Below are 22,363 nucleotides of genomic sequence, written 5' to 3' on the forward strand. Positions count from 1 at the left end.
GCCGGTCCGTCCCCCACGGAACCGCCCCCCTCACGGCCGGCACCCTCGGGCCCGGTCCCCGAGCGGTCCTCGGTCTCCCCAGTGACAGCGGTCACCGGCGGTCACCTCTCCTTCTGCAGTACGGACAGCGCGGCGATCAGCTCGGCCTGTGGCTCCGGGGACACTTCGAGCGCGTCGAGCGGGGCCAGACGCAGGTCACGCTCCTCGTGCAGTACGCGTTCCACGTACGTCGTCACGAGCTCGGCGCCCTTGTCCCGCAGCCGCAGCGCGCCCTGGGCGCCCAGGCGTTCGGCGAGCAGTTCCCCCGCGGCGCGCGCACGCCGGCCGCCGAGCAGTGCGGCGGCGAGCAGCGCGGCGACGGTCTCGGGGTCGGGCGCGGCCGAGCGTTCCATGCCCCGGACCGTTTCCTCGGCGAGCTCCTCCAGGACCCGCCGCCAGCGGCGTACGGCCATCCCGATGCGTTCGGTGCAGTCCCGGTCGGCGGCCGAGAGCCCGCCACCGATCCCGCCTGCGGCCGGCTCACGCCGCCACGCTTCCTGGAGCCGTTCGTCAGCGGCCGCCACGGCACACTGGAGCAGCGCGATGAGGCTCTCGGCAAGGGCGTCGAGGAGCTCGGCGGCGGAGCTGTCGCGTGGGTAGCCCCGCCAGCGGGTGCGGGCGTCTCCGGCGAGCACCGCGCCGCGGGCGAGCTGCTTGCGCACCCGCTCGGCCTCCCGCGCGTACGCCTCCTCGACCGTGCCGGAGAGGCGTACGGCGGCGGCGTACTGCGCGGCGACGGCGCCCGCGAGCTCGGGCATCCGGGCGTTGAGCGAGTCGATGACGCCGGCGGCGGTCCGTACGACTGTCTGCTGACGTGCGGCGGGGTCCAGGGCGCACTGCACCAGCCAGTCCCGGAGGACGACGACGGCGGAATCCGGCAGCAGTCCGCTGCCGCGGCTCGCGGACTCGGGCAGCTCCGGAATCGTGAACCGCGGTACCGCCCCGAGCCCCGCCTTCGTCAGGAGCGCGGCGTACTGCCGGGACACCTCCGCGATCATCTGGTGCGGAACCCGGTCGAGCACGGTCACGAGCGTGGCGTCGTACTGCTTCGCGGTGCGCAGCAGATGCCACGGGACCGCGTCCGCGTACCGGGAGGCGGTGGTGACCATGACCCAGATGTCGGCGGCGCAGATCAACTCGGCGGCCAGGACCCGGTTCTCGACGACGAGCGAGTCGATGTCAGGTGCGTCGAGGAGGGCGAGTCCGGGGGGCAGGGACCCGGCGGTCTCGATCCGCAGCGCGTTGTCCTCCGCCTTCCCGCGCCCGTCGGCGGCCTCGGTCTCCTGCTGCGGGAGCCATACGCGGGTGAGGTGCGGCAGCACGCGCGTGCCCGCGAACCAGTGGTGATCGTCCGGGTGGCATACGAGCACGGGGATACGGGTCGTCGGCCGCAGCACCCCGGCCTCGCTTACCCGCCGCCCCACAAGGGAGTTGACCAGGGTCGACTTCCCCGCCCCCGTGGACCCGCCGATCACCGCCAGCAGCGGCGCTTCGGGGTTCCTCAGCCGGGGCACCAGATAGTCGTCGAGCTGCGCGAGCATCTCGTCTCTCGTCCGCCGCGCATTCGGCGCGCCGGGGAGGGGGAGTGGAAGACGCACGGCAGCGACACGGTCGCGCAGGGCGGAGAGTGCGTCGATCAGCTGAGGCCGTACTTCCATGGTCACCACATGCGAAGAATGCCCAATTTTGGAGCCTTTTTGAAGCGTATGGACATCCCTGCGCGCCGATCAGGCAGACGGGACGGACGAGACAAGTGGGGCACAGGCATAACGAGTGCACAACACCCGAGGTGTGAGGCGAAAAAACCGCTGCAAGAATCGCACCTGCCTGCGATTATCGGTTCGCTTCACCGAACCTCCACATCGTGCCACGCAGGTGAAGCAACCGGGTCAAGGCGATCGGAGCCCTATCCTTGTCCCGGCAAGGTCACGGCCGACCCACCAAGGGCTCCAGGCCGCCGAGGCCACATCCGGCCCCCGTAGCTCAGTGGATAGAGCAGGCGCCTTCTAAGCGCTTGGCCGCAGGTTCGAGTCCTGCCGGGGGCGCACACACTGCGTGACCGATAGGCCCTCCACCCCGGAGGGCCTTTTTGCTGGTCAGAGGCAATCTAGCGAGGCGGGCGTAGCGGACGCGTAAGCGCCGGACCGCCCTCGGTGATCACGAGGACGGTTCGGCGCTGTCCGGCTGTCACCGGGTTTCTGCGGGTGACCCCGTCGAAGACGTCTCGAAGTTTCGCGGTCGGCTCAGCGATCTTCCGTCGGCCCAGGGAGGTCTTCCCGGCCTCGAACCGCCTCTCGGAGATGAAGCGGGCGCAGGCGGCGAGCAGGACCGGGACGCTGTTGCCGATCCGATCCGATCCGATCCGCGACCTGGGCCGACGGGATGCCCGCGTTGAGCCACGTCGTCGGACAGGCGTGCCGCAGGTCGTACATGCGTTTGCCGGGCGGCGAGGCGATTCCCACAACCGCGCCGGAAGAGGCGAGGACTCTCGGTGAACTGTGGCGGCCGGCGGGGGCTCCGGACCGCAAGCGTCACAGCAGTGGCCTGCTGGTCGGGCACCAACTCCAGGATCTGCCGCGGAGGCCGACCGGTCAGGTGCTGTCCGCCTCGTCCTCCCGGGCCGCGTCCCGGGCGAGCGCGGCGAGGTCCGGAAGCAGCCCGGCCAGTTCCTCCAGCAGCTCGTCCATGTCCACGACCTCGGGCAGCGGGTACACGAAGCACGCCCCGTCCTCCCTGAACGAGACCGCCGGTCCGGCGAACCTCACCAGGCGCTTCGGCAGATCAGAGGCGTAGAACCGCTCGGCCGTCCCCGCGGAGTCGTCGCTCATCGTCAGGTACGGCAGCTCCTTGGAGAAGGTGAGATTGAGCTCCGCCGCACTCCAGTGGCGCTCCAGACGTAGGTTCGGTCCGCCGCCCCGAAGGTCGAAGCACACGATCAGCCAGTGCTGGTCGTCCCTGCGCGAAACCTGCTCGTGGCGCCTGGCGACGGTGACCTGGTGGTCGCCGAGCGGGCCGGTAACGGTGGTTCCGTGCCACGTTCGCAACAGCCAGGGGAAGTGACCCGCGTACCCGGCCCACTCCTCTCCGTCCTTGCCGCGCTCGATCCGCTGCCAGCCGGGACGGGCGGCCATGGCGCGCATCGCCCGCTCCGCCTTGCCGACCCGGCGAGCGCTACGGACCGCGAAGGTGAGTCCGATCAGGGACGGGGCCAAGATGACGGCGAAACCAATGATCCAGCCCACCACGTACGTCCTTTCGCTCCACCCCGGGAAGTCCGTTCGCCCGCATCTTCACGCACCGGGTCGCCACAGGACATCGGTGGAACTACGTAAAGGGCTACGGAGACCGGGTGTTCACACCCTGCCGCCGAAGAAGACCTGAACCTCCCGGATGAGGACCGCCGACCGGCGGGTGGCAACGCGTGTGCTGCCATACGGCGGCGTCGAGGACTTCGTCTTCCACGGGGCGACGGAGAACCCCGGCGGCACGGTGCGGCTCCTCGGTGACGGGCCGACCGAGCAGACCATCAGCATCGATCTCACCACGCTGCCGCCCGCTGCCCGCCGGTCGTCGTCGCGGCGGCCGGCGCCTGCGCGCGGTCGGCCAGGAGTACGACCACGGCCTCGAGGCTCGCCCGCCGATACGGGGTCGACATCGTGGACCGACCGGCAGTGGTGGGCGAGGGCGCGAAGACGGGTCAGCGAGGGCGACACACCGCCCTCTGCTCCCCGGCCGGTGCCGCGTCAAAGCTTCAGGCCCCAACTGCGCAGGGAAGACGGCGCCTTGATGGTCGGCCTCGCGCCGAACCCTCAGACCCGCCTGCCCCGCACCAGGCCCCTGCGCAGCCGCGACGCGGACCCGGGGGCGCCTGCGCCGGGCAGGCCGAGTTCGGTCAGCCGGTCCCGCTGGAAGTAGCGCGCAGTGGTGTGGTCGGTGCTGTCGGCGTCGCGATCGCGGCCGCTGTCGTCGCCGAGTCGGTCCTCGATCAGCCGGGCGGCCTCGTCCCGCAGGCCCGGGTGGATCTTCGGCTGCATGCAGTAGCCCACCGCCCGGACCAGCGGTTCCAGCGTGTCCGGTGCGGCGCCGGGCACGGCGGGGGCGCCGCCCTGTTCCAGGTCCGCCACCAGGTGGTCCACGATCGTCAGCGGCATCCTGTTGCTGTTCTCGTACGGCGTGAGCCGCTCCAGGACCATCTCGGTCCCCACCCGCGCGATCGGGATGTCGTAGTAGGCAGAGGCGGTGAGCATCGCGGTGGAGAAGCAGCCGACGACGAGCTCCGGACGGCAGCGCTCGTAGAAGGTCTCGGCGAGGAGCGGACCGTCCAGGACGATCAGCTTCACGCCGGCTTCCGCGGCCTCCGCGTCGAGGGCCAGCGAGTAGCGGGCGGGCGCGGTCGGATGCGGCTTGAAGATCACCGACCGGTGCCCTGCCTCGGCGGCTGCGCGCAGCATACGGACGTGGAGGTCCTCTTCCTCTTCGGCCGTGAGGATGCCCAGCGCGGCCAGGTACTGGCCCAGCAGCAGGGCGGTGGGGGCGGCCTCGACCGCTTCCGTCACCTGCCTGTCCTCCGCGGCGGATCCGGCGATCTCCGCCAGCACCTTGCGGAAGGCCCCGTCGGGAACGAGCTCCGGCCGGACCCCGAATTCCGAGAGCAGCAGCGGACGCAGGCCCGGAACCAGGTCGAGGTGGAGGAGCCGCTGGATACGGCATGCGATCAGCTGCGGCAGCTCGCCCCGGGTCGGCCCGTAGCTCATGAGGCCGTCCGCATAGACCTGGACAGGGCTCTCGGCGAAGATGGCGGCCAGCGCGCGGGCGGGATTGACCTGGATGGATTCGACGATCACCTCGACCGTGCCGCTGCCCAGTCCCCACGCCGCCCGGAACACCCGCTGCCACAGCGGGACCTCCTCCGGGCGTGGCCCCCAGGAGCCGGGGTGGTTGGGGCGAATGGCCTCGTTCCAGTCGATCACTTCGTCGAACCGGGCCGCGATCCGGTCGTAGCCGGTCATCGATTCGAGCCGCAGAGCCGTTTCCGGGATTTCGGCGTTGTTCGAGACCAGCAGCAGCCGGCGGGCCTCCCCCCGCGCGCCGAACTGTCCGGCATCGAGTGCCGCCGCGAGGGTGGCCGCTCCATAGAGCGTCGACACCTGGAAGATCTGCGTGTGCCGGTGCATTTCCATCGGGGTCAGGCGGCCTTTCCGGTGTCGCGCAGACGGTGGAGCAGGGTGCTGCGTGTGGTGTCCATCGTCGCCAGGGTCTCGTCCAGCACTCGCTGGGGCATCCGCCGCAGCGCGTCGGCCACGTTGTGCTTGAGCCGCTTGGCCACGGCCGGCTCGTACTGGTCCGCCTTGGCCATATGGAAAGCGATCATGGCGCAGTAGGTCCGTACCGCCTTCGGAAGAAAGCGGTCGGCCTCGGCGTCCTGGGCTACTTCCTCGAGCAGAATGTCGTACGACGGGATGAAGTCCAGCTGACGGTTGTCCGAGATCTGCGTGAGGGACGTGGTGACACCGCGCCGGTAGAAGACCCCGTGCAGTCCGAGGGCCGCGTACGACTTGGCCTTCAGGTGGAGACGCCAGATCCACAACCGGTCCTCGGCGGTGCGCAGTTTCGTCTCGAACCGCGACCCGCCGTTCTCGAAGAGCCGGCCGCTGTAGATCCCGAACGGGACGAAGGGGTAGTCCACCATCGTCACCATGCTCGCCGGGGCGATCCCGTCGCGCGGATCCATCACGGTGTCGCGCTGCTTGGCCGGCGCGTAGCGGATGTGGCGCGACCTGCCGGTCGCCTGTACATGGTCGGTACGGGCGAAATCGCAGTCCAGTCGCTCGATGCCCCGCACCATGGCGTGCAGATGACCGGGGGCGTACCAGTCGTCGCCGTCGAGGAACGTGACGTAGTCCCCGGTCGCCGCGTCCAGGCCCGTGTTGCGTGCCTGGGCCACGCCCCGGTTCGTCTCGTGGCGGATCACCCTGGCGTTGGGGATCCTGCCCTGCCAGTGGTCGAGAACGTGCGGTGTGGCGTCCGTCGAGCAGTCGTCGACAAGCAGGAACTCGAAGTCGGGGTCCGCATTGTTCGCGAGGCTGCGCATGGTGTCGGGAGCGTAGATACCGACATTGTGGAACGGCACTACGACGGACAATTTCGGCACATGGAATCCAAACACTCGAACGCCGGACTTCACCGGCAGAATATCGACACTGATATCCGGTCGGACGAGCCCAATTTGCACTCCAGGTGAACTCTTGTCGTCGTGTGGAGAAACCGGTGGCGGCATCCTCATTCCACGGACACCTCCGGACGCCTGCGTGAGCGCCGGTGCAGTATTCCGATGGCGACCAGGGCGGCCAGTGCGGTGGCGCCGACCGCGCCACCCAGCCGCAGCCCCGGTGGCCGGAACGTGCAGCTGACCGAGGTCGCCCCGCTGTCGAGCGGAACGGCCAGCAGACCCAGGTAACGCTTGGCGGGCGTGGGGTCCGCACCGCCCGCGGCGCAGGTCCATCCGGAGATCCGCGGTGCGGCGATGACGGCGGTTCCGGTGCTGCCGGGGGGCAGTTCGGCGGAAATGGTGTGGCCGGAAACGTGTACGCCGGTGGCGCCGGTCGCCGTCAGCCGGCGTACCGCCGAGTCCAGCCGGTCCTGGACCAGACAGCCGACCGGCTGCCGCGGCAGGTCCGCCTTGGCCGACGCGTGCAGGGCTATCCGTACGGAGCCGGAGGAGGGAGTGGTGCCGAGCGCTTGCATGGCCCCCTGCACGGCCGGCAACTTGCCCGAGAAGGTCACGGGCCGCTGTCCGTCCAGTGCGGCGGTGCCCTGGTACCGAGGCGCCCAGAAGTAGACCTGCGAGCCGGCGGCGCAGTCGGCGGTGAGTGTGATCGTCCCGTTGGACTCGCTCCTGCGTGCGAGGCCGCCGGGCACGTCGTACACCTGGGCGCCGAGCAGCATCTCCTGGTTGGCGAAGGCGGAGTCCCCGAAGCGCAGCCGCCGGTCCGGGAGCCGCACGCCGGAGCGGACGGTGACCAGCGGAGGCACGTCCGTGCCGGTGGAGGTGATCGCGGCTTCGGGAGGCGTGTCCACCTCCACCGGCCCCGAGGGCGAGGAGTGCATACGGGTGCCGACGGAGAAGATGGCGTCGGTCACCGGGTTGTCGAGGCTGACCGGGTGCCGGCCCTTGGCGTAGTAGCCGAAGCCCATGGAGGCGAGGGTGCTGGAGTAGACCTCCGAAGTCAGGCTGCTGTAGTAGTCGGCCCCCTGTCCGCCGACCACCATGACGTCGTTGCCGCCGGGGACCTCTCCGGGATCGGTGCGGTGACGCGGCCAGGCGTCCTTCTGCCGGGTGGCGCGTTGCATGTCCTCGTGCCAGGGGCCCAGGGGCGGGGCCCAGGAGACCTCCTGAAGCTGCCGGCGTTCGATACGGGCCCCTGTGGCCACGGTTTCCCCGGCCTGGGCGACGAGGAGAAGGGCGACGGCCGCGACCGGCAGCACGCGGGCGCCGACCGTGTACCGCCTGGCGATCAGGACCCCCGCGGCGGCCACGACGGCGAGCGCCGTCGCCGCGGTGAAGGCGGGGTAGGTCCAGCGGTCGATGTCCCTGCTTCCACGGGCCGCGTACGTCATGACGGCCAGGAGCGCTCCGGCAGCCAGCAGGGCGGGCATCCTCGGCAGTCCCTTGGCCGTGGACAGCCAGGCGGCGATCAGGAGCAGTCCGCAGAGCACGAACGTCTGCCGGTAGGGAATGCCGTTGGGCGAGGCACCGGCGTGCCAGAGCAGATGGGTGGGCTCCCACTGCAGGGACAGCGCCACCAGGCAGACGGCTGCCGTCCAGGCGACACGGACCCGGGGTGCCAGAGCGCCGTTGAAAGGCAGGGTCAGTGCCAGGGCGAGGGCCGGGGTGCCGATGTAGAGGGCGGGCGTCGCGACGCTCGACGTGGCGGGCAGGAGCCGGGCGAACACCTCGGTCCAGGCGACGGCAGAGAAGGTCGTCCCGGGGGTCGGATCCGCGACGCGCGTGGCGGAGTAGACGACCACGACGACCGGTGCGGCGAGACCGATGCCCACGGCCACGCCCCGAACGGCGCGCAGCAGGCCGGTCAGGCGCCGCCGGCCGCCGTCGTCGTCCGTGAGCAGCCGGACCACCAGCACGACGGCCGCCCCGATGGTCGCCATGTACGCGGTGTAGAAGTTCGCGGTCCAGGCCAGTGCCACGACCAGCGGCCCCAGCACCGGGCGGCGCCCGGCTCGTGCCCACTCGCCGACGAGGCACAGGAGCGGGAACGCGAGCAGTCCGTCCAGCCACATCGGGACGGAGGCACCGTAGTTGAAGGTCCAGCCGGACAGCGCGTACGCCGCCCCCAGCACGGCGGCCACCGGCCACGGGCCCCGGCGCAGCTTCAGCAGCAGCACCGACATCGCGGCCCCTGCCGCGGTGATCTTGGCGGCGGTGATGACGTAGAGGGCCAGTTCGATCCGGTCCGCGGGGAAGAACACGACCATCAGGTCGAACGGGCTGCTCAGATAGGTGCCGAAGTCGGCGAGGAAGTTCGAGCCGAAACCGGAGTTCCAGTTCACGAACATGTCGCCGTCGGCCCCGCCGAGCAGCAGTTTCCGCCAGTATGCGTGGTACGGCAGATACTGCTGGCCGAGGTCGACGATGTTGCGTGTCCTCGGCCCGAACGGACGGCTGCCCGCCATCAGCCCACTGAGGCAGAAGACCAGGCAGGTCAGCAGGGCGGCACCGCCGGCCGCCCGCAGACGGACGCTCCGCCGGGCTCTCGGCAACAGGCGCCGTGGACCGCCGGGCCGCGCCTTCGCGGCTTCGTCCGCCGTCCCGGCTCGGCCGCCCGTGGTCGTGACGCGCTCGCCCTGGGCGGGCACAGCCTCGGCAGCAGGGGGCACGCGTCCTCCGGGGTGTGTAGCGCGGCGCACGGATGCGCGGGAACCCGGCGTCGGTGTCACCGCACGGGCTGTCGGCCATTACCGCCGACCCGGGCAACCCGAATCCGATCACCAGACGGACCCTGGTCGCACCTGGGGTGAATTCCACGTGTCGTCGCGAGCCACGTGCCGGCGTGGGGTCGTCGCAGTCACTGAAGCGGACCTGGCGCCGGGCCCCGGCCGACGGTCTGGGAGGATCCGATCGAGTACAGGCGCGCGGCTGTTGGGGGCGATCGCATGAGCGGAAGTGCGGAGACCGGCAAGGTCGGCGGGTTCCTCACCGACGAGGGGCGGGAGCGGTTCCTCGCGGCGTACGACCGGGCCATGCGCTGCTGGCCCGAGCCCCGCGCCGGCCGCGAGATCGGCACCCGCTTCGGTGCCACGTATGTGCACGTGTACAACGAGGAGGCCGGCGGCATCCCTCTGGTTCTGCTGCACGGTGCCAACTCGACGTCGGCGGCATGGTCACGGTGCATCGCCGCTTTCGGAGCGGACAGGCCCGTCTACGCCGTCGACACCGTCGGTGACGCCGGTCGCAGCGTCCAGACCGCGCCCCTGCGGGGCCCGGAGGACCTGTCCGAGTGGCTGGACGAGGTACTGGACGAGGTGCTGGACGGTCGCGCGCAGACGCGGGTGCATCTGGTGGGCATGTCCTACGGCGGGTGGATCGCGCTCGTCCACGCGACGCGTACGGCCCGGCGCCTCGCCTCGGTGACCGCGCTCGATCCGCCCCGCGCACTGGCCCCGCTCAAACCCTCGTTCCTGCTCGGCGCGATCGCGGCCGCGGTGAGCGGCTCCGACCGGCGACGACGGCGTTTCCTCGGCACGCTCATGGGTCCGGAGGGTTCGGAGGGTTCGGAGGGTTCGGAGACGACCGGCGGCGGGACGAACGAAGGGCAGGAGAGCGAGGCCTACGAAGGCCAGATGGACCTCATGCTCGCCGCGATGCGCCACTTCCGGCCGGGGACGCCGCATCCGCAGAAGATCGACGACGAGCCGCTGCGCTCCCTGTCCGTCCCCGTGCTCGTCCTCCTTGCCGAACTCAGCGCCGTACACGCCGCGCGACGCGCACAGACCCGGGCCACCGCGCTCCTGCCTGCGGCGACCGCCTGGACCGAGACCGTTCCCGGTGCCAGGCACGTGCTGCCCGCCGATGTGCTGAGCGACCTGCTCCCCCGGTTCCACGCCGAGGTGGACGCGGCGGACGGGCCGTAACAGGCAGCACGGACAAGGACACGGACGACCCTGCCGCCCCTACGCGGCTTCGAAGAGCACGCGGAACATCTTGGGCCACCACTTGCCGGTGATCAGGAACTGATCGGTGCCCGGGACGGCCGCGATGCCGTTCAGGACATCGGCCCGGGCCCCCTCCCGGGGGCTGAGGAGACCCTCGGCGTCGATCCGCCCGGTGACAGCGCCGGAGTCCGGGTCGATGCGCATGATCCGGTCCGACCCCCAGACGTTGGCGTAGACGGTATCGCCCACACATTCCAACTCGTTGAGACGGGTGACGGGTTGGCCGTCGGCCGTCACCGAGACCTCTCCCGTCTTCGCCAGGGTCCGCGGATCGCGGAAGGTGAGCCGCGAGGATCCGTCGCTCATGACCAGCCTGCCTCGCCCCTTCTGGTGGCACAGCCCCCATCCTTCGCCCTGGTACGGCACCCGGCGACGCTCGGCCAGCGTTCTCGCGTCACGCTCGACCGCGATCCCGTTCCGCCAGGTGAGCTGCCACACGGTGGACCCGACGACGGCGACGCCCTCGCCGAACAGGGGCGTGGGCAGCGGGACACGTACTCCGGGCGACCCGTCGAGGGGACCCGCCCGCATCGTGGACTTCCCTACGACACCGGTGCTCTCGTAGAGGACTCCGCCCGCGATCTCCAGCCCCTGGGTGAAGGCATCCCTGTCATGCGGCAGGACCTCGAGCACCTTGACCTTCAGCCGCTCGACCTCCTCCGCGCCGCCCTGTCGCCCGCCCTCTTCCGTGTCGCGCACCGGCGCGCTCGGACCTGGGTGTCCGGAGCCGCCGACCGGACGGCACGAGGGCGCCACCGCGACGGCGAGCGCGGTGACCGCGAGGGCGGGAAGCGCCACCAGGCGGCGCAGGGACCGTGCCACGTCAGAGCCTTCCCACGGCCCGCACCAGGAGGTCGGGCGACGACAGCAGCAGAGGGACGGCCGGTCGCGCCACCGGCCGGCGGGCGGGTTGTGCGGCGATCGCCGGTCCCATGCGCAGAAGCCCCTACCGACCGAGGTCGATTCGTGTCATATGCCTTACATTGCGGCAATACGGACTATGTTGTGGGGGGCTCGAGCCAGAAGTGCTCCGGCGTCACTCCGATACCGCAATGCGAACGGGCGGCATATGAATCCCTCGACGTTCCTGGTCACCGGCGGCGCCGGCTTCATCGGGTCCCATCTCGCGGACGCACTGCTCGACCAGGGCCACACGGTCGTGGCTGTCGACAACCTGTCCACGGGCAGCCGGGCGAACATCGAAGCCGCGTCACGGCATCCCCGCTTCCGATTCGTCCAGGGCTCGGTTCTCGACCAACTCCTCGTGGACGAACTGGTCGGCGAGTGCGACGTCGTGGTGCACCTGGCCGCAGCCGTCGGGGTCAGGCTCATCGTGGAACGTCCCCGGCAGTCCTTCACCACCAACATCCGCGGCACCGAGACCGTGATCGACGCGGCCCACCGCTACGGCCGCAAGATCCTCGTCGCGTCCACGTCGGAGATCTACGGCAAGAACTCCTCCGGGCCGCTCAGGGAGGACGCCGACCGGCTGCTGGGCAGCACGGGAGTGTCGCGCTGGTCGTACTCCACGTCCAAGGCCGTCGACGAGATCCTCGCCTTCACCTACCACCGTGAACTGGGCCTGCCCACCATCGTGGTGCGTCTGTTCAACACCGTCGGGCCGAGGCAGAGCCCCGCGTACGGAATGGTCGTGCCGCGGCTGGTGCGGCAGGCCGTGGAGGGCGAGCCGCTGACCGTCCACGGCGACGGCAGCCAGCGCCGCTGCTTCATGCACGTCTCCGACGCGGTCGACGCGCTCATCCGGCTCCTCGACCACCCGGACGCGGTCGGCGATGTCTTCAACATCGGCACGAACGAGGAGACGACCATCAGCGGGCTCGCCTCCCTCATCGTCGCGCGCAGCGCGAGCCGCTCCCCCATCCGCCTGGTCCCGTATCACGAGGTGTACGGCGAAGGGTTCGAGGACATGGAGCAGCGGTTGCCCGACACCACGCGGATCCAGGCTCTGACGGGCTGGCGGCCGCGGCGCTCCCTCGACGACATCCTCGACGCGACCATCGCCGAGGCGCGCACAGCACCGGTCCTCGCGCCGGCCTGAGAGGACAGGACACGATGCTCCTCGGGCTCGCGGCCGCAACGGCTGCCCTGCTGGTCACCGCCGTACTCACCGAGTTCGTCCGTGGCCTCGCGCTGCGCACCGGAGTCCTCGACCGGCCGGGTGCCCGCAAAGCACACACGACTCCGACCCCGCATCTCGGCGGGGTCGCCGTCGTTGTCGGCACGCTCGGCGTGGCCTGCTCGGGGCCCCTGACCGGGCTGGGAGCATGGATGCCCGGAGTCGGACCGCTCCTGGTGGCCGGCGCCGCGGTCGCTGCCCTCGGGCTGGTCGACGATCTGCGACCGCTGGGCCCGGCACCGAGACTTCTCGTGGAGACGGTGGCCGCGACGGCCCTCGTCGTCGGCAGCGGACTCGGTTTCCTGGCCGGCGTGCTTGCCGTCGGATGGATCGTCTTCGTCACCAACGCCTTCAACCTGCTGGACAATTCGGACGGCGTGCTGGGAACGGTCGGAGCGGTGACCGCACTGGGGCTCGCTGTCTGCGCCGCCGTGGAGATGCGCTACGGGCTGGCGGCGCTGCTCTGCGTACTCGCCGCCGCGCTCAGCGGGTTTCTGCTGCACAACTGGCACCCGGCACGGATCTTCCTCGGTGACTGCGGTTCGCTCTTCACCGGTTTCGTCCTCGCCTCCGCGGCCGTGACGCTCCATGCCGACGCCACGGCGGGGCGTGCCGCGGGTGGACTGCTCGCCCTCACCCTCGTCGTCACCGCCGACACCGCGCTCGTGACGGTTTCCCGCCGCCGCGCGGGGCGCCCGCTGCTGCAGGGCGGCACCGACCACACCGCACACCGGCTGCGGCGCCTCGGGCTGACCGCGCACGGCGCGGCGGTGGCGCTGGGCGCGGTGGCCCTCGTAAGTACCCTCACCGGCCTGCTCGTCCACTGCGGCTGGCTGACGCCCTACGCCGTGGTGCCCCTCGCGCTCATGGCGACCGCCGCCTGCGGCGGCCTGCTGCGCGTGCCGGTGTACGCAGGGCAGCGGGAGCGCGCCGTGGCGGGCAGGCGGGCGGCGAAGGTCGCCCGTCCCCTTGCTGTCGCCCCTCGGGCGGCGGAGGCCGCGCGGGTCGCGGGCACCCGGCCGATCGTCGGCATGCGCCGGGCACGTACGGGCGCGCGGCGCCCGTGACCGCTTCCGGGACGCCGCCGTCGGCCCGGGGCGCCAGGAAAGGGAGCAGTACGAACGTGCCCCTCCTGCACCTGGCGCGCAGAGCCGTCCAGCGGCTCGGCGCGTTCGTCGCCGATGGCCGGGGAGAGAGCAGGGGACGGCAACTCGCCCGTCTCCTCGACACGTTCGGCGTCGATACCGTCATCGGTGTCGGTGCCCACTGCTGCGGAGACGTCACGGCGCTGCGCAGGGCCGGCTACCGCGGCCGTATCGTCTCCTTCGAACCGCTGACGGGCCCACGCACCGAACTCCGGCGCCGGTCCGCGTCCGATCCGGACTGGATCGTCCTCCCGTACGCGCTCGGCGACCGCACCGGCACCGTCGTCGTGCACGGGCAGACCGCCGAGATCCGCAGGCTCGACGATCTGTGGGAGCAGGTCGTCGCCCCGGGCGCCCGGGTCTTCCTGACCATGGACGTCCCGGGCCACGAGGGACATGTGCTGCGGGGTGCGGGCAGGTACGCGGCGGAGTGCGTCGGCATCCGGACCGGGGCGTCGTTCGCGCCCCTGCACGAGGACGGGCTTCCCTTCGCCGAGGCACTGGCCCTTCTCCAGGCCGGGCTCGGCCTCACCCCGGTGTCCGTCGTGCCGGGCTCCTCGGATCCGCACACCGGGCGGACGCTCCGGTGCGACGTGGTGTTCTTCCGTGAGGAGCCGACGGGCGACAGCAGGTCGCCGGTGGCAACGGCACAGCAAGCGGGCGACCACGGCTGACGCAGAACGGGCGTCCCCGGCATGGGCCGAACCCTGCCGCGGCCCGACCATGCCGGCCCGGGCCGCGGCCCCCGGTCCCGAGCGACGGGTCGGCTGTGACTTCGTGAAGGCCGCTCAGCGGGGGTTTCCGTCCGCTGACGGCGGACGGCTCGTCGTGATCTACACCCGTGTCTTGGCCGGCATCGCCTCCGACTGCGTCTTGGCAGCCGGTACCCGGCCGGGTACCACCGCCGACAGGCGCGACGGCACGAGTGCGCCGAGCCGGGCCGTGGTCTTCTGCTTCGGCCGGTACTTGTACGCATAGCCGTATGCGTCGGCCTCTCCCCGCGCCCGGGTGGCGTTCATGACGGCGCCCAGCACGGGCACGTTGACCCGCTGAAGGATGCGCAGGGCGTCGAGGACCTGGCTCCGGCTCGTGCGCTTGGCGTGCGCCACGAGAAGGTAGCCGTCAACGGCGGGTGCCAGCGCCGCGGTGTCGGCGAAGGGCAGTACCGGAGGGGTGTCCACCACGACATGGTCGAACTCCTCGGCCAGGGTGCGCACGAGGGACACGAACTGCGCGCTGCCGAGGAGCTGGGTCGGGTTGGGCGGGATCATTCCGCTGGTGAGCACCGAGAAGGACCCTGCCGACTGCAGCAGTTGATGCAGCTCGGCCTGGCCCACCAGTGCCGTCGTGAGCCCGGCGTCCCTGACCAGGCCAAGGGCCTTGGCGACCGAAGGACGGCGCAGGTCGCAGTCGATCAGGCATACCCGCGCGCCCTCCTCGGCCAGTGTGGCCGCCAGGTTGACGGACACACTGCTCTTGCCCTCACGGGGCAACGGACTGGTGACGGCGATGACCTTCGGCCGTCTGTCGACTTCCGTGAACTGCAGATTGACGCGAAGCTTCCGGAAGCCCTCCGCGCGCGGACCGTGAATGTCGTCGCGCAGACAGACAGGCTGACGTGCGGCCCGCGCGTCCTGCACGATGCTGGACAGCACGGGAGGTCCCCCGGCACCGACCAGGAAGTCCGCCCCTGCCATGCACTCGGCGAGGGCTTTGGAATCGTGGATCGACGTGTCCATCGTCTCCAGCGCGACAGCCAGCCCCAGCCCGAGAAGCAGACTCACCGCCAGACCGAGTGCGGCATTGAGCGCGACGTTCGGGGACGCGGGCGCGGAGGGCACCGCGGCGGGCTGGGTGACGGTCAGCCTTACCGGGGAGGGGCGTCTGCTCCCCTCCGGGCGCTCCAGCTCCCTGATCACGTCGGCGAACCGGTCAGCGACCGCGTTGCTGATGCGGGCCGCCCGTACCGCACGGGTGTCGGTGACGGTGAGCCGGACCAGCACGGTGTTGACCGGCGCCTCGGCCGTGATCCGCTGCGAGAGCTGGGCCGGTGTCATGTCGAGCCGGAGAGCTTCCACCACCGGCCGGGTCACCTCAGGGCTGGCCGCCACCTCGGCGTACGACTGGACCCTGGCCTGGGTGAACGCGTTTCCCTGGTTGAGCTGGGACGTGTCGGCACCGCCCTGGAGGGAGGCGAACAGCGTCGCGGTTGCCCGGTACTCCGGAGTGGCGACGACACCTGCCAGGATGCCCGCCCCCGTTCCCAACAAGGTCACCAGGGCGACGACGTGCCATCGGCGGGAAAGGACTCGTAGATAGTCACGCAATTCCAAGGTCATCCCCGATCGGAGCGAGTGAGTGCAACAGGCACCCTAGGGCCATTTCGAGGGATTTGGGGCATATGTAATGTTCGCTCGCCTTTTCATACCCCAACGGAGTGCATGGCCTTCGTCAGAGACGCTCGACGGTCTCCGCACGGCAGCGATTGCAGGCGTCGAAGACGTAGTCGGCGGTTCGCTCCACCATCGCGTAGTCGAAGTCGTCATGGTCGGTGGCGATGACCACGACATCGGACGACGCGATCTGCTCCTCGGTGAGTTCGACGCACAGGATGTCGTCCGGCAGCCGGAGGGGGTCGACGTGCGGTTCCACCGCGAGGACATGAGCGCCCAGTTTGCGAAGTCCCAGGGCCACGGCGACGGAAGGCGACTCCCGGATGTCGCCGGTGTTCTTCTTGTACGCGAGCCCCAGAACCAGGATCTGGCTGCCGTTGACCGGCTTTCGGCGGGCGTTGAGCCCCCTGGCGACGCGCAGCACCACATGCTCCGGCATATGGCTGTTGATGTCGTTGGCCAGCGCGACGAAACGGAAGTCGTGGCGGAGCATTTGCTTGACCTGCCACGAAAGGTACGAGGGATCAATGGGCAGACAGTGTCCCCCGACGCCGGGCCCCGGCAGAAAGCGCATGAAGCCGAACGGCTTTGTCGCCGCCGCGTCGATCACTTCCCAGATGTCGATACCGAGCGGCTTGCAGAACATCGCGAGCTCGTTGACGAGAGCGATGTTGACATGGCGGAAGGTGTTCTCGAGGAGCTTGGTCAGCTCGGCCGTGCGGGGCGAACTGACCGGGACGGTACGCTCCACGACGTCGTCGTAGAACTGCTCGACATGCCGCAGCGAGACGTCGTTCATGCCGGAGACCACCTTGGGAGTGTTCTCCAGCCGCCACTTCGGGTTTCCGGGGTCGATTCGCTCCGGGCTGTAGCCCAGGTAGAAGTCCTTGCCCGCCCGGAGCCCACTGACCGATTCCAGGATCGGGCACACCACCTGCTCGGTCGTGCACGGATACGTGGTCGACTCGAGAATCACCGTGGCGCCCTGCCGGATGTGACTGGCAACCGCGTGAGCGGCGTCCTTCACAAAACTCAGGTCGGGAGCGCCGTCCTTCAAGGGCGTCGGTACTGTGATCACGCAGACATCGAAGTCCGCGGCATCCGCGTATTCGGTACTCAGGAGATAGCGGCCCGAGTTGAGAACCCCCAGAAGGCGATCGGACGTCACATCCTCGGAGAACGAATCGCCGGAGGTCAGCCGCTTCACCCGCATCTCGTCCACGTCGAGACCCACGACGTTGTGCCCGGCTTCCGCCACACGAACGGCGAGTGGAAGGCCCACATAACCCTGGCCGACCACTACCACCTTCTTCACTGCCACCGACACAGTCGGACTCCTCTCTGCTTGCCCCAGCAGAGTGTTTCGGAGGAATATGCCAGAAGCTCACTCGACGCGGCCCCTGTCCGCCTCTTGGGTGACTCTCCTCCGGTCAATGGGGCCATTTGGGCCCTCGGCAAGCACGATTGCCCCGAACAGGAGGTCGTACATTTCATTCTTGTTGTTTCAGACAGTCGTTGTCGCAGTGACCGTATGGACAGCGGAAGGGAGCTCCGGCGATGACCGGAGCTCCCTTCGGCTGTGCTGTCGGCCCTTCCTCGTCAGCCCACCTCCACCCGGGCGGACTGGGCCGGCAGCTCCGCATAGTCCGGCAGGGTGCGGAACCAGCGGACCGTCTCGGCCAGTCCCTGCTGCAGCGGTACTTGGGCGATGTCGGGGAAGAGACCCCGCAGCACAATGTCCGCGGCCTGGGAATGGCGCACGTCTCCGGGCCTTGCCGCCTCGTGCCGGACCTCGGCCGGCGTCCCGACGATTCCGGCGAGCTGGCCGGAGAGCTCGGTCAGGGAGACCCGCGTACCGAAGGCGAGGTTCACCGGGCCGGGGCACGTGACCTTCCGCAGGACGGCGTCGGCCAGCACCTTGACCACGGTGCCGACGTAGGTGAAGTCCCGTGTCTGCAGACCGTCGCCGAAGATCCGCACGGGGGCGCGGCGCAGCATGGCGTCGATGAACGCCGGGATCACGGCGGCATACGCATGGCCGGCCGACTGCAACGGTCCGTAGACGTTGAAGAACCGGAATGCCAGGACCGGGAGACCGAACGAGGCGCCGTAGGCGAGAACATAGCTCTCGGTAGCGAGCTTGCTCGCGGCGTACGGGCTCATGGGCCGGGTCGGCAGTTCCTCGTGTTTGGGAAGCACGGGGACGCCTCCGTAGACCGAGGACGACGAGGCGGCGACCACCGGGACGTGTGCGCGTCGGCAGGCCTCGAGCACGTGGACCGTACCGGTGGCGTTGACATGGTGGCTGGCGACCGGGTCCGCCAGAGAGCGTGGTACCGAGGGGCGGGCGGCGAGGTGAACGACGGCATCCACTTCCGCCACGACCCGCTCGAGAAGGTCGGGGTCGAGAATGCTGCCCTCGACCAGCTCCGCGCCGACTCCCGCCAGATTGGCCGCGGAACCCGTGCTCAGGTCGTCAAGAGCGATGACCTTGCCCACAGTCGGACGCGATACGAGTTCCCGGCAGAGGTTGGCGCCGATGAAACCGGCACCTCCGGTGACAAGGACGTTCAACAGTGCTCACCTTTCGGATAGGGATGCCGGCCACCAGCCCCGGTCGACGGCGATGGAGGTGTAGAGAGCCTGGGTGTCGGCCACCAGACGCTCCTCGCCGAAGCGCAGAGCGGTGAACGCACGCGCACGTGCCCCCATCTCCCGGCGCAGTTCCCCGTCGCGCAGAAGAGTCACCGTGTGGCGGGCGAGTTCGCTGGACGACGGTCGCGCCAGCAGTCCCGTCGTTCCGTCCTGTACGACCTCCGCGACACTGCCGACATCGGTGGCCACCGTCGGCAGTCCCGCCAGCCCCGCCTCGATCAGGCTGACGGGCATGCCTTCGTTGTCCGAGGTCAGCAGCACAAGGTCGGCCGCCGCGTAGACGGTCTCCACGTCCGAGCGCCAGCCCAGCAGATGGAGTGAGTCCCCGAGGTCGGCGACCGCCTCCGGATCCGGCGGGCAGTCGCCCTCCCCGCACATCACGAAATGTGCCGTCGGCACGGCGCGGCGTACCTCACGGGCAACGGCGAGAAAGCGTTCGGGGCGCTTGATTCCGGTAATTCGTCCGACATAGGCGACCACGGGACGGTCCGGCGGGATTCCGAGCAGCCTCCGCGCTTCCGCCGGCTCCGGTGCGGTCGCGAGCCTGGTGCCGGGCGGCACGACCGAGTACTGGTTCGGCTTTCCGATTCCGGCGGCGACGAGGTCGTCCCGCACCCGGCTGCCCACGGCGACCAGCCGATCGCTGAGGGCCGCCAGCCCGCGTTCCGTCCGCATCACGGCGCGCGTCTTCAACGGAGAGAAATACCCGTGCAGAAGGTGACCATGGAAAGTGTGCACCCTTGAAGGAACACCCGCCAGCACGGCGGCCGCCCGCCCAAGTGCGCCCGCCTTGGCGGTATGTGTATGGACGATATGGGGACGGAATCTGCGCATGGCTCCCGCGAGTTCGAGTACGCAGCGAAGGTCGTCCGTGGGCCGAACGGCCCGGCCGAGCCGGGCGAGCCGGTGAACGGGCAGTTCGGGTGCACGCTGATCCAGGTAATCCGCCTCATCGGGTCCCACGTGTCCGGAGATCAGACGATGGTCGAATCGCTCGGCGTCAAGTCCCCGCAGGAGGGCCGAGACCTGGACAGCCGGACCGCCGATATTCATTCGCGTGATGACTCTCATCACGCGGAGGCGAGAAACGCCGGAAGCCGGGTCTGGGTAAGTGGCGGTCGACATGTGCCAGATACTAGGCGGACCACCCTCCCGTATCCGTCAAGGGCGCGACACAGGCCTCACCGCTTTGAACAATGAGGTCGGAAATCATTCGCGCACCGTGGGTCGCTCACTTTCGGACCGGTATTCGGTCGATTCTCGTAACCCCCGCCGCAACGTCTGCGCCCTTCCCGGCCCCCGTCTGATATACCCCCGTCAGTACGCACACTTTCCGTGGGTTTGAGCACCAGGGGCGGCGCCGGGTGTCTTCGGTACTCGCTCCGACAAGGAAGGAGACCAAGAGGTGACCGACTGCACCAGTGAGGTGGAGCAGGGTACGCGCTTCGCCTTCGGCCGCAACTGGCAGAAGTTCAGCAGACTGGTCGACGAGGACCGTATGGCTTCCGCCCGGCAGTCCCTCGCGACAGCTCTGGGAACCAGCGACCTTTCCGGGCGCTCGTTCCTGGACATCGGCTGCGGCAGCGGTCTGTTCTCCCTCGCGGCCCTCCAACTCGGCGCGAAGGTCCATTCGTTCGACTACGACCCGGACGCGGTGGAGGCCACGAGGCGGCTGCGCGACCGGTACGCGCCGGACTGCGACTGGGTGGTGGAGCAGGGTTCCGTGCTGGACTCCTCCCTGACCTCACGCCTCGGACAGTTCGACATCGTCTACTCCTGGGGCGTACTCCACCACACCGGCGCCCTGTGGGAGGCCCTGGACACCGCCTGCCGGATGGTCGCCCCCGGCGGGCTTCTCTATGTGTCGATCTACAACGACCAGGGCCTGCGCAGCCGCGTGTGGAGGCAGATCAAGCGCACCTACAACTCGTCGGGGCCCCTCGCACGGAACCTGCTGGTGGTCGGCAGCAGGATGTATCTGCATGCTCCCTCACGTGCGCTCAGCCTCGCGAAACTGGCGGCAACGGGCCGGCGCCCCGTGGGCGGGCAGCGGAAGCGCGAGCGCGGGATGTCCGCCAAGTACGACCTCATCGACTGGGTCGGGGGCTATCCCTTCGAGGTGGCCGCTCCGGAAGAGGTGTTCCGCGTGGGGCGGCGCCATGGGCTGGAACTGCGTCATCTCAAGACGTGCGCCGGGGGCTTGGGCTGCAACGAGTACGTCTTCGCCTCGTTCACCGACCAGGACGCCCCCCGGGCGTCGTCCGGCGCTCACGACGTGGCGGCGGCGGCCTGAGAAGGGTCTCGCCCCCTCCGAGCCCGTACGAGCCGGCCGCCGCGTCCGTTCCGTCCCTCACGGTCCCGTTGGCGCCGCCGAGGTGGAACGACCGGCGGCCGGCCGCGCCGGGCCCTGTTTCCAGCGCCGCGGCCGGCCCGGCAGGGTTCCGGGCTCACCCGGTGGCTTTTCGCTCCAGCAGCTTCCGGTAGAGGCTGACGTGCCGCTCCACCATGGTGTCCACGCTCAGGTTCTCCATGGCCCATTGACGGGCGGCGTTGCCGAGGCGCAGGGCGGCGGAGCGGTCGGTGAGCATCCACTGAAGTCCCTGAGCGAGGGCCTCGGCATCGGCGGGTGGCACCAGCACGCCCCGGTCGCGCAGCAGCTCGGGCGTTCCGCCGACGGCGGTCGCGACCACGGGACGGCCGACCGCCATGGCTTCCATGACCGCGTTGCTCAGACCCTCCTCCAGGGAGGGCAGCGCGACGACGTCCGCCCGGGCAAGGAAGGCGGACACGTCCGTGCGATGGCCCAGAAGCCGCACATCGATGCCGAGCCGGTCGGCCTGCCGCTGCAGATCGACCCGCTCAGGTCCTTCACCGATCAGCGCAAGGGTGCAGGGCCGGCCCCGCTGCTGCATCCGGCCGACGGCCTCCAGCAGATAACGGTGGCCTTTGTAGGAACGGAGATTGGCTACGCAGAGCACCACCGGAAGATCGGTGGTCAGGTCCGCGGGAACTGCGGGCCGGAAGTCCCGCGCCTCCATGCCGTTGTGAATGACGGCGATCTTGTCCTTGGGCAGCCCTTCCTGCCGTCGGGCATCCGCGGCGACGGCGTGCGCGTTCGCCACGACGAAGTCGGTCATACCGGTCGCCGCGCGCTCCACGGCCAGCAGTGCGCGGCGTCCCTCCTTGAAAGTGCCCAGGCTGCGCCGTCCGGCGACGCACACCGGAACCCGCGCCAGGCGGGCGGCGGGGGCCGCCGCGACGTAGCAGTGGAACAGGAAGGCGTGCAGAACCTGCGGACGTGTGCGTCGCAGATGTCCGACAAGCCGGGCGTACGCCCTCGCGTCCGCCACGACACCCTCCACGGAGCCCCGGAGATCGACCCATGGCCGGGCGATGCCACGGCACCCCAGACCGAACACCCTCACCCCGGAGCCGGACAGTTCCGCCATACGCGGCCCTCGCTCGGACAACAGGAGCACCGTGGTCTCGATCCCCCGGTCGACGAGACCGCGCGCGAGCATCACGACCTGCTTCTCCGCACCACCCAGCCCCAGTTGCCCGATCATCAGGCAGACCCGGGACAGCTCTGTTCCACCGGAAGAACTCCCGGCACCTGATGCGGCTCTGACGTCGCGGCACTCGGTCACTGAAATCAGCTCCATCCAGCCAGCAGTCCAGGCACGACGCAGCGTGCTTTTCCTTCTTGTCCAGGCTCCCAGCACGTTTTGCGCCCGTGACGACCGCGACGCGCGCCGGACGAGTGA

Annotated in this window: 16 protein-coding genes and 1 tRNA gene; 6 read left to right on the forward strand and 11 right to left on the reverse strand. The window is 69.9% G+C overall.

All coding sequences use genetic code 11. The features are described from left to right. Positions 1–101: 101 nt before the first annotated feature. A complete protein-coding gene (locus tag ACFU5O_RS03390; protein ID WP_384236405.1) occupies positions 102–1,697 on the reverse strand; it encodes a dynamin family protein in 1,596 nt (531 codons plus the stop codon). A 314-nt stretch (positions 1,698–2,011) separates the two neighbouring features. Between ACFU5O_RS03390 and ACFU5O_RS03395 the strand changes: the two genes are divergently transcribed. Next, positions 2,012–2,084, forward strand: a tRNA-Arg gene (locus tag ACFU5O_RS03395). Between the two features lie 546 nt (positions 2,085–2,630). Here the strand turns inward: ACFU5O_RS03395 and ACFU5O_RS03400 are convergent. From ACFU5O_RS03400 to ACFU5O_RS03415, 4 genes are all read right to left on the reverse strand, one after another. Beyond that, a complete protein-coding gene (locus tag ACFU5O_RS03400; protein WP_384235713.1) occupies positions 2,631–3,281 on the reverse strand; it encodes a hypothetical protein in 651 nt (216 codons plus the stop codon). A 567-nt stretch (positions 3,282–3,848) separates the two neighbouring features. Beyond that, the gene (locus ACFU5O_RS03405) at positions 3,849–5,213 is read right to left on the reverse strand and encodes a polysialyltransferase family glycosyltransferase (protein WP_384235717.1); all 1,365 of its coding nucleotides are present in this window, start codon (positions 5,211–5,213) and stop codon (positions 3,849–3,851) included. 11 nt (positions 5,214–5,224) lie between these two features. Continuing rightward, positions 5,225–6,190, reverse strand: a complete 966-nt coding sequence (locus tag ACFU5O_RS03410) for a glycosyltransferase family 2 protein (protein ID WP_384235718.1) — start codon at positions 6,188–6,190, stop codon at positions 5,225–5,227. A 128-nt stretch (positions 6,191–6,318) separates the two neighbouring features. Next, positions 6,319–8,934 (reverse strand): YfhO family protein, encoded by a 2,616-nt coding sequence (locus tag ACFU5O_RS03415; RefSeq protein WP_384235720.1) that lies wholly within the window; start codon positions 8,932–8,934, stop codon positions 6,319–6,321. A gap of 276 nt (positions 8,935–9,210) precedes the next feature. Here ACFU5O_RS03415 and ACFU5O_RS03420 point away from each other — a divergent pair, with 276 nt between their 5' ends. Next, the gene (locus ACFU5O_RS03420; RefSeq protein ID WP_384235722.1) at positions 9,211–10,188 is read left to right on the forward strand and encodes an alpha/beta fold hydrolase; all 978 of its coding nucleotides are present in this window, start codon (positions 9,211–9,213) and stop codon (positions 10,186–10,188) included. Positions 10,189–10,227: 39 nt separating this feature from the next. Here ACFU5O_RS03420 and ACFU5O_RS03425 read toward each other — a convergent pair whose 3' ends face one another. Then, complete coding sequence (locus ACFU5O_RS03425) at positions 10,228–11,091, reverse strand: glutaminyl-peptide cyclotransferase (RefSeq protein WP_384235724.1); 864 nt, start codon at positions 11,089–11,091, stop codon at positions 10,228–10,230. Between the two features lie 247 nt (positions 11,092–11,338). Between ACFU5O_RS03425 and ACFU5O_RS03430 the strand changes: the two genes are divergently transcribed. Genes ACFU5O_RS03430 through ACFU5O_RS03440 form a run of 3 tightly spaced genes read left to right on the forward strand, consistent with a single transcriptional unit; the run spans position 11,339 to position 14,225 of the window. After that, positions 11,339–12,328, forward strand: coding sequence for an NAD-dependent epimerase/dehydratase family protein (locus ACFU5O_RS03430; protein WP_384235726.1), 990 nt, complete (start codon positions 11,339–11,341; stop codon positions 12,326–12,328). A 14-nt stretch (positions 12,329–12,342) separates the two neighbouring features. Further along, positions 12,343–13,473, forward strand: a complete 1,131-nt coding sequence (locus ACFU5O_RS03435; RefSeq protein ID WP_384235728.1) for an MraY family glycosyltransferase — start codon at positions 12,343–12,345, stop codon at positions 13,471–13,473. Positions 13,474–13,529: 56 nt separating this feature from the next. Then, positions 13,530–14,225: an FkbM family methyltransferase gene (locus ACFU5O_RS03440; protein ID WP_384235730.1), complete on the forward strand. Its 696-nt coding sequence runs from the start codon at positions 13,530–13,532 to the stop codon at positions 14,223–14,225. A 159-nt stretch (positions 14,226–14,384) separates the two neighbouring features. On the opposite strand, the gene ACFU5O_RS03445 is transcribed toward ACFU5O_RS03440, so the two are convergent. The 4 genes from ACFU5O_RS03445 to ACFU5O_RS03460 form a co-directional block, all read right to left on the reverse strand. Next, on the reverse strand, positions 14,385–15,884 hold the full coding sequence (locus ACFU5O_RS03445) for a polysaccharide biosynthesis tyrosine autokinase (RefSeq protein ID WP_384235732.1): 1,500 nt from the start codon (positions 15,882–15,884) through the stop codon (positions 14,385–14,387). Between the two features lie 118 nt (positions 15,885–16,002). Further along, positions 16,003–17,271 carry a nucleotide sugar dehydrogenase gene (locus ACFU5O_RS03450; RefSeq protein WP_384235735.1) on the reverse strand — a complete coding sequence of 423 codons (1,269 nt, stop codon included), beginning with the start codon at positions 17,269–17,271 and terminating at the stop codon, positions 16,003–16,005. Between the two features lie 272 nt (positions 17,272–17,543). Beyond that, entirely contained in the window at positions 17,544–18,518 is a 975-nt protein-coding gene (locus tag ACFU5O_RS03455; RefSeq protein ID WP_384235737.1) for an NAD-dependent epimerase/dehydratase family protein, read from the reverse strand. Positions 18,519–18,524: 6 nt separating this feature from the next. Beyond that, entirely contained in the window at positions 18,525–19,724 is a 1,200-nt protein-coding gene (locus ACFU5O_RS03460) for a glycosyltransferase (RefSeq protein ID WP_384235739.1), read from the reverse strand. 280 nt (positions 19,725–20,004) lie between these two features. Here ACFU5O_RS03460 and ACFU5O_RS03465 point away from each other — a divergent pair, with 280 nt between their 5' ends. Then, positions 20,005–20,892: a class I SAM-dependent methyltransferase gene (locus ACFU5O_RS03465; RefSeq protein WP_384235742.1), complete on the forward strand. Its 888-nt coding sequence runs from the start codon at positions 20,005–20,007 to the stop codon at positions 20,890–20,892. 154 nt (positions 20,893–21,046) lie between these two features. On the opposite strand, the gene ACFU5O_RS03470 is transcribed toward ACFU5O_RS03465, so the two are convergent. After that, positions 21,047–22,165, reverse strand: a complete 1,119-nt coding sequence (locus ACFU5O_RS03470; RefSeq protein ID WP_384235744.1) for a glycosyltransferase — start codon at positions 22,163–22,165, stop codon at positions 21,047–21,049. Positions 22,166–22,363: the final 198 nt, after the last annotated feature.

Origin of the sequence: Streptomyces sp. NPDC057445 (genome assembly GCF_042802855.1) — a bacterium.
Classification (GTDB): Bacteria; Actinomycetota; Actinomycetes; order Streptomycetales; family Streptomycetaceae; genus Streptomyces.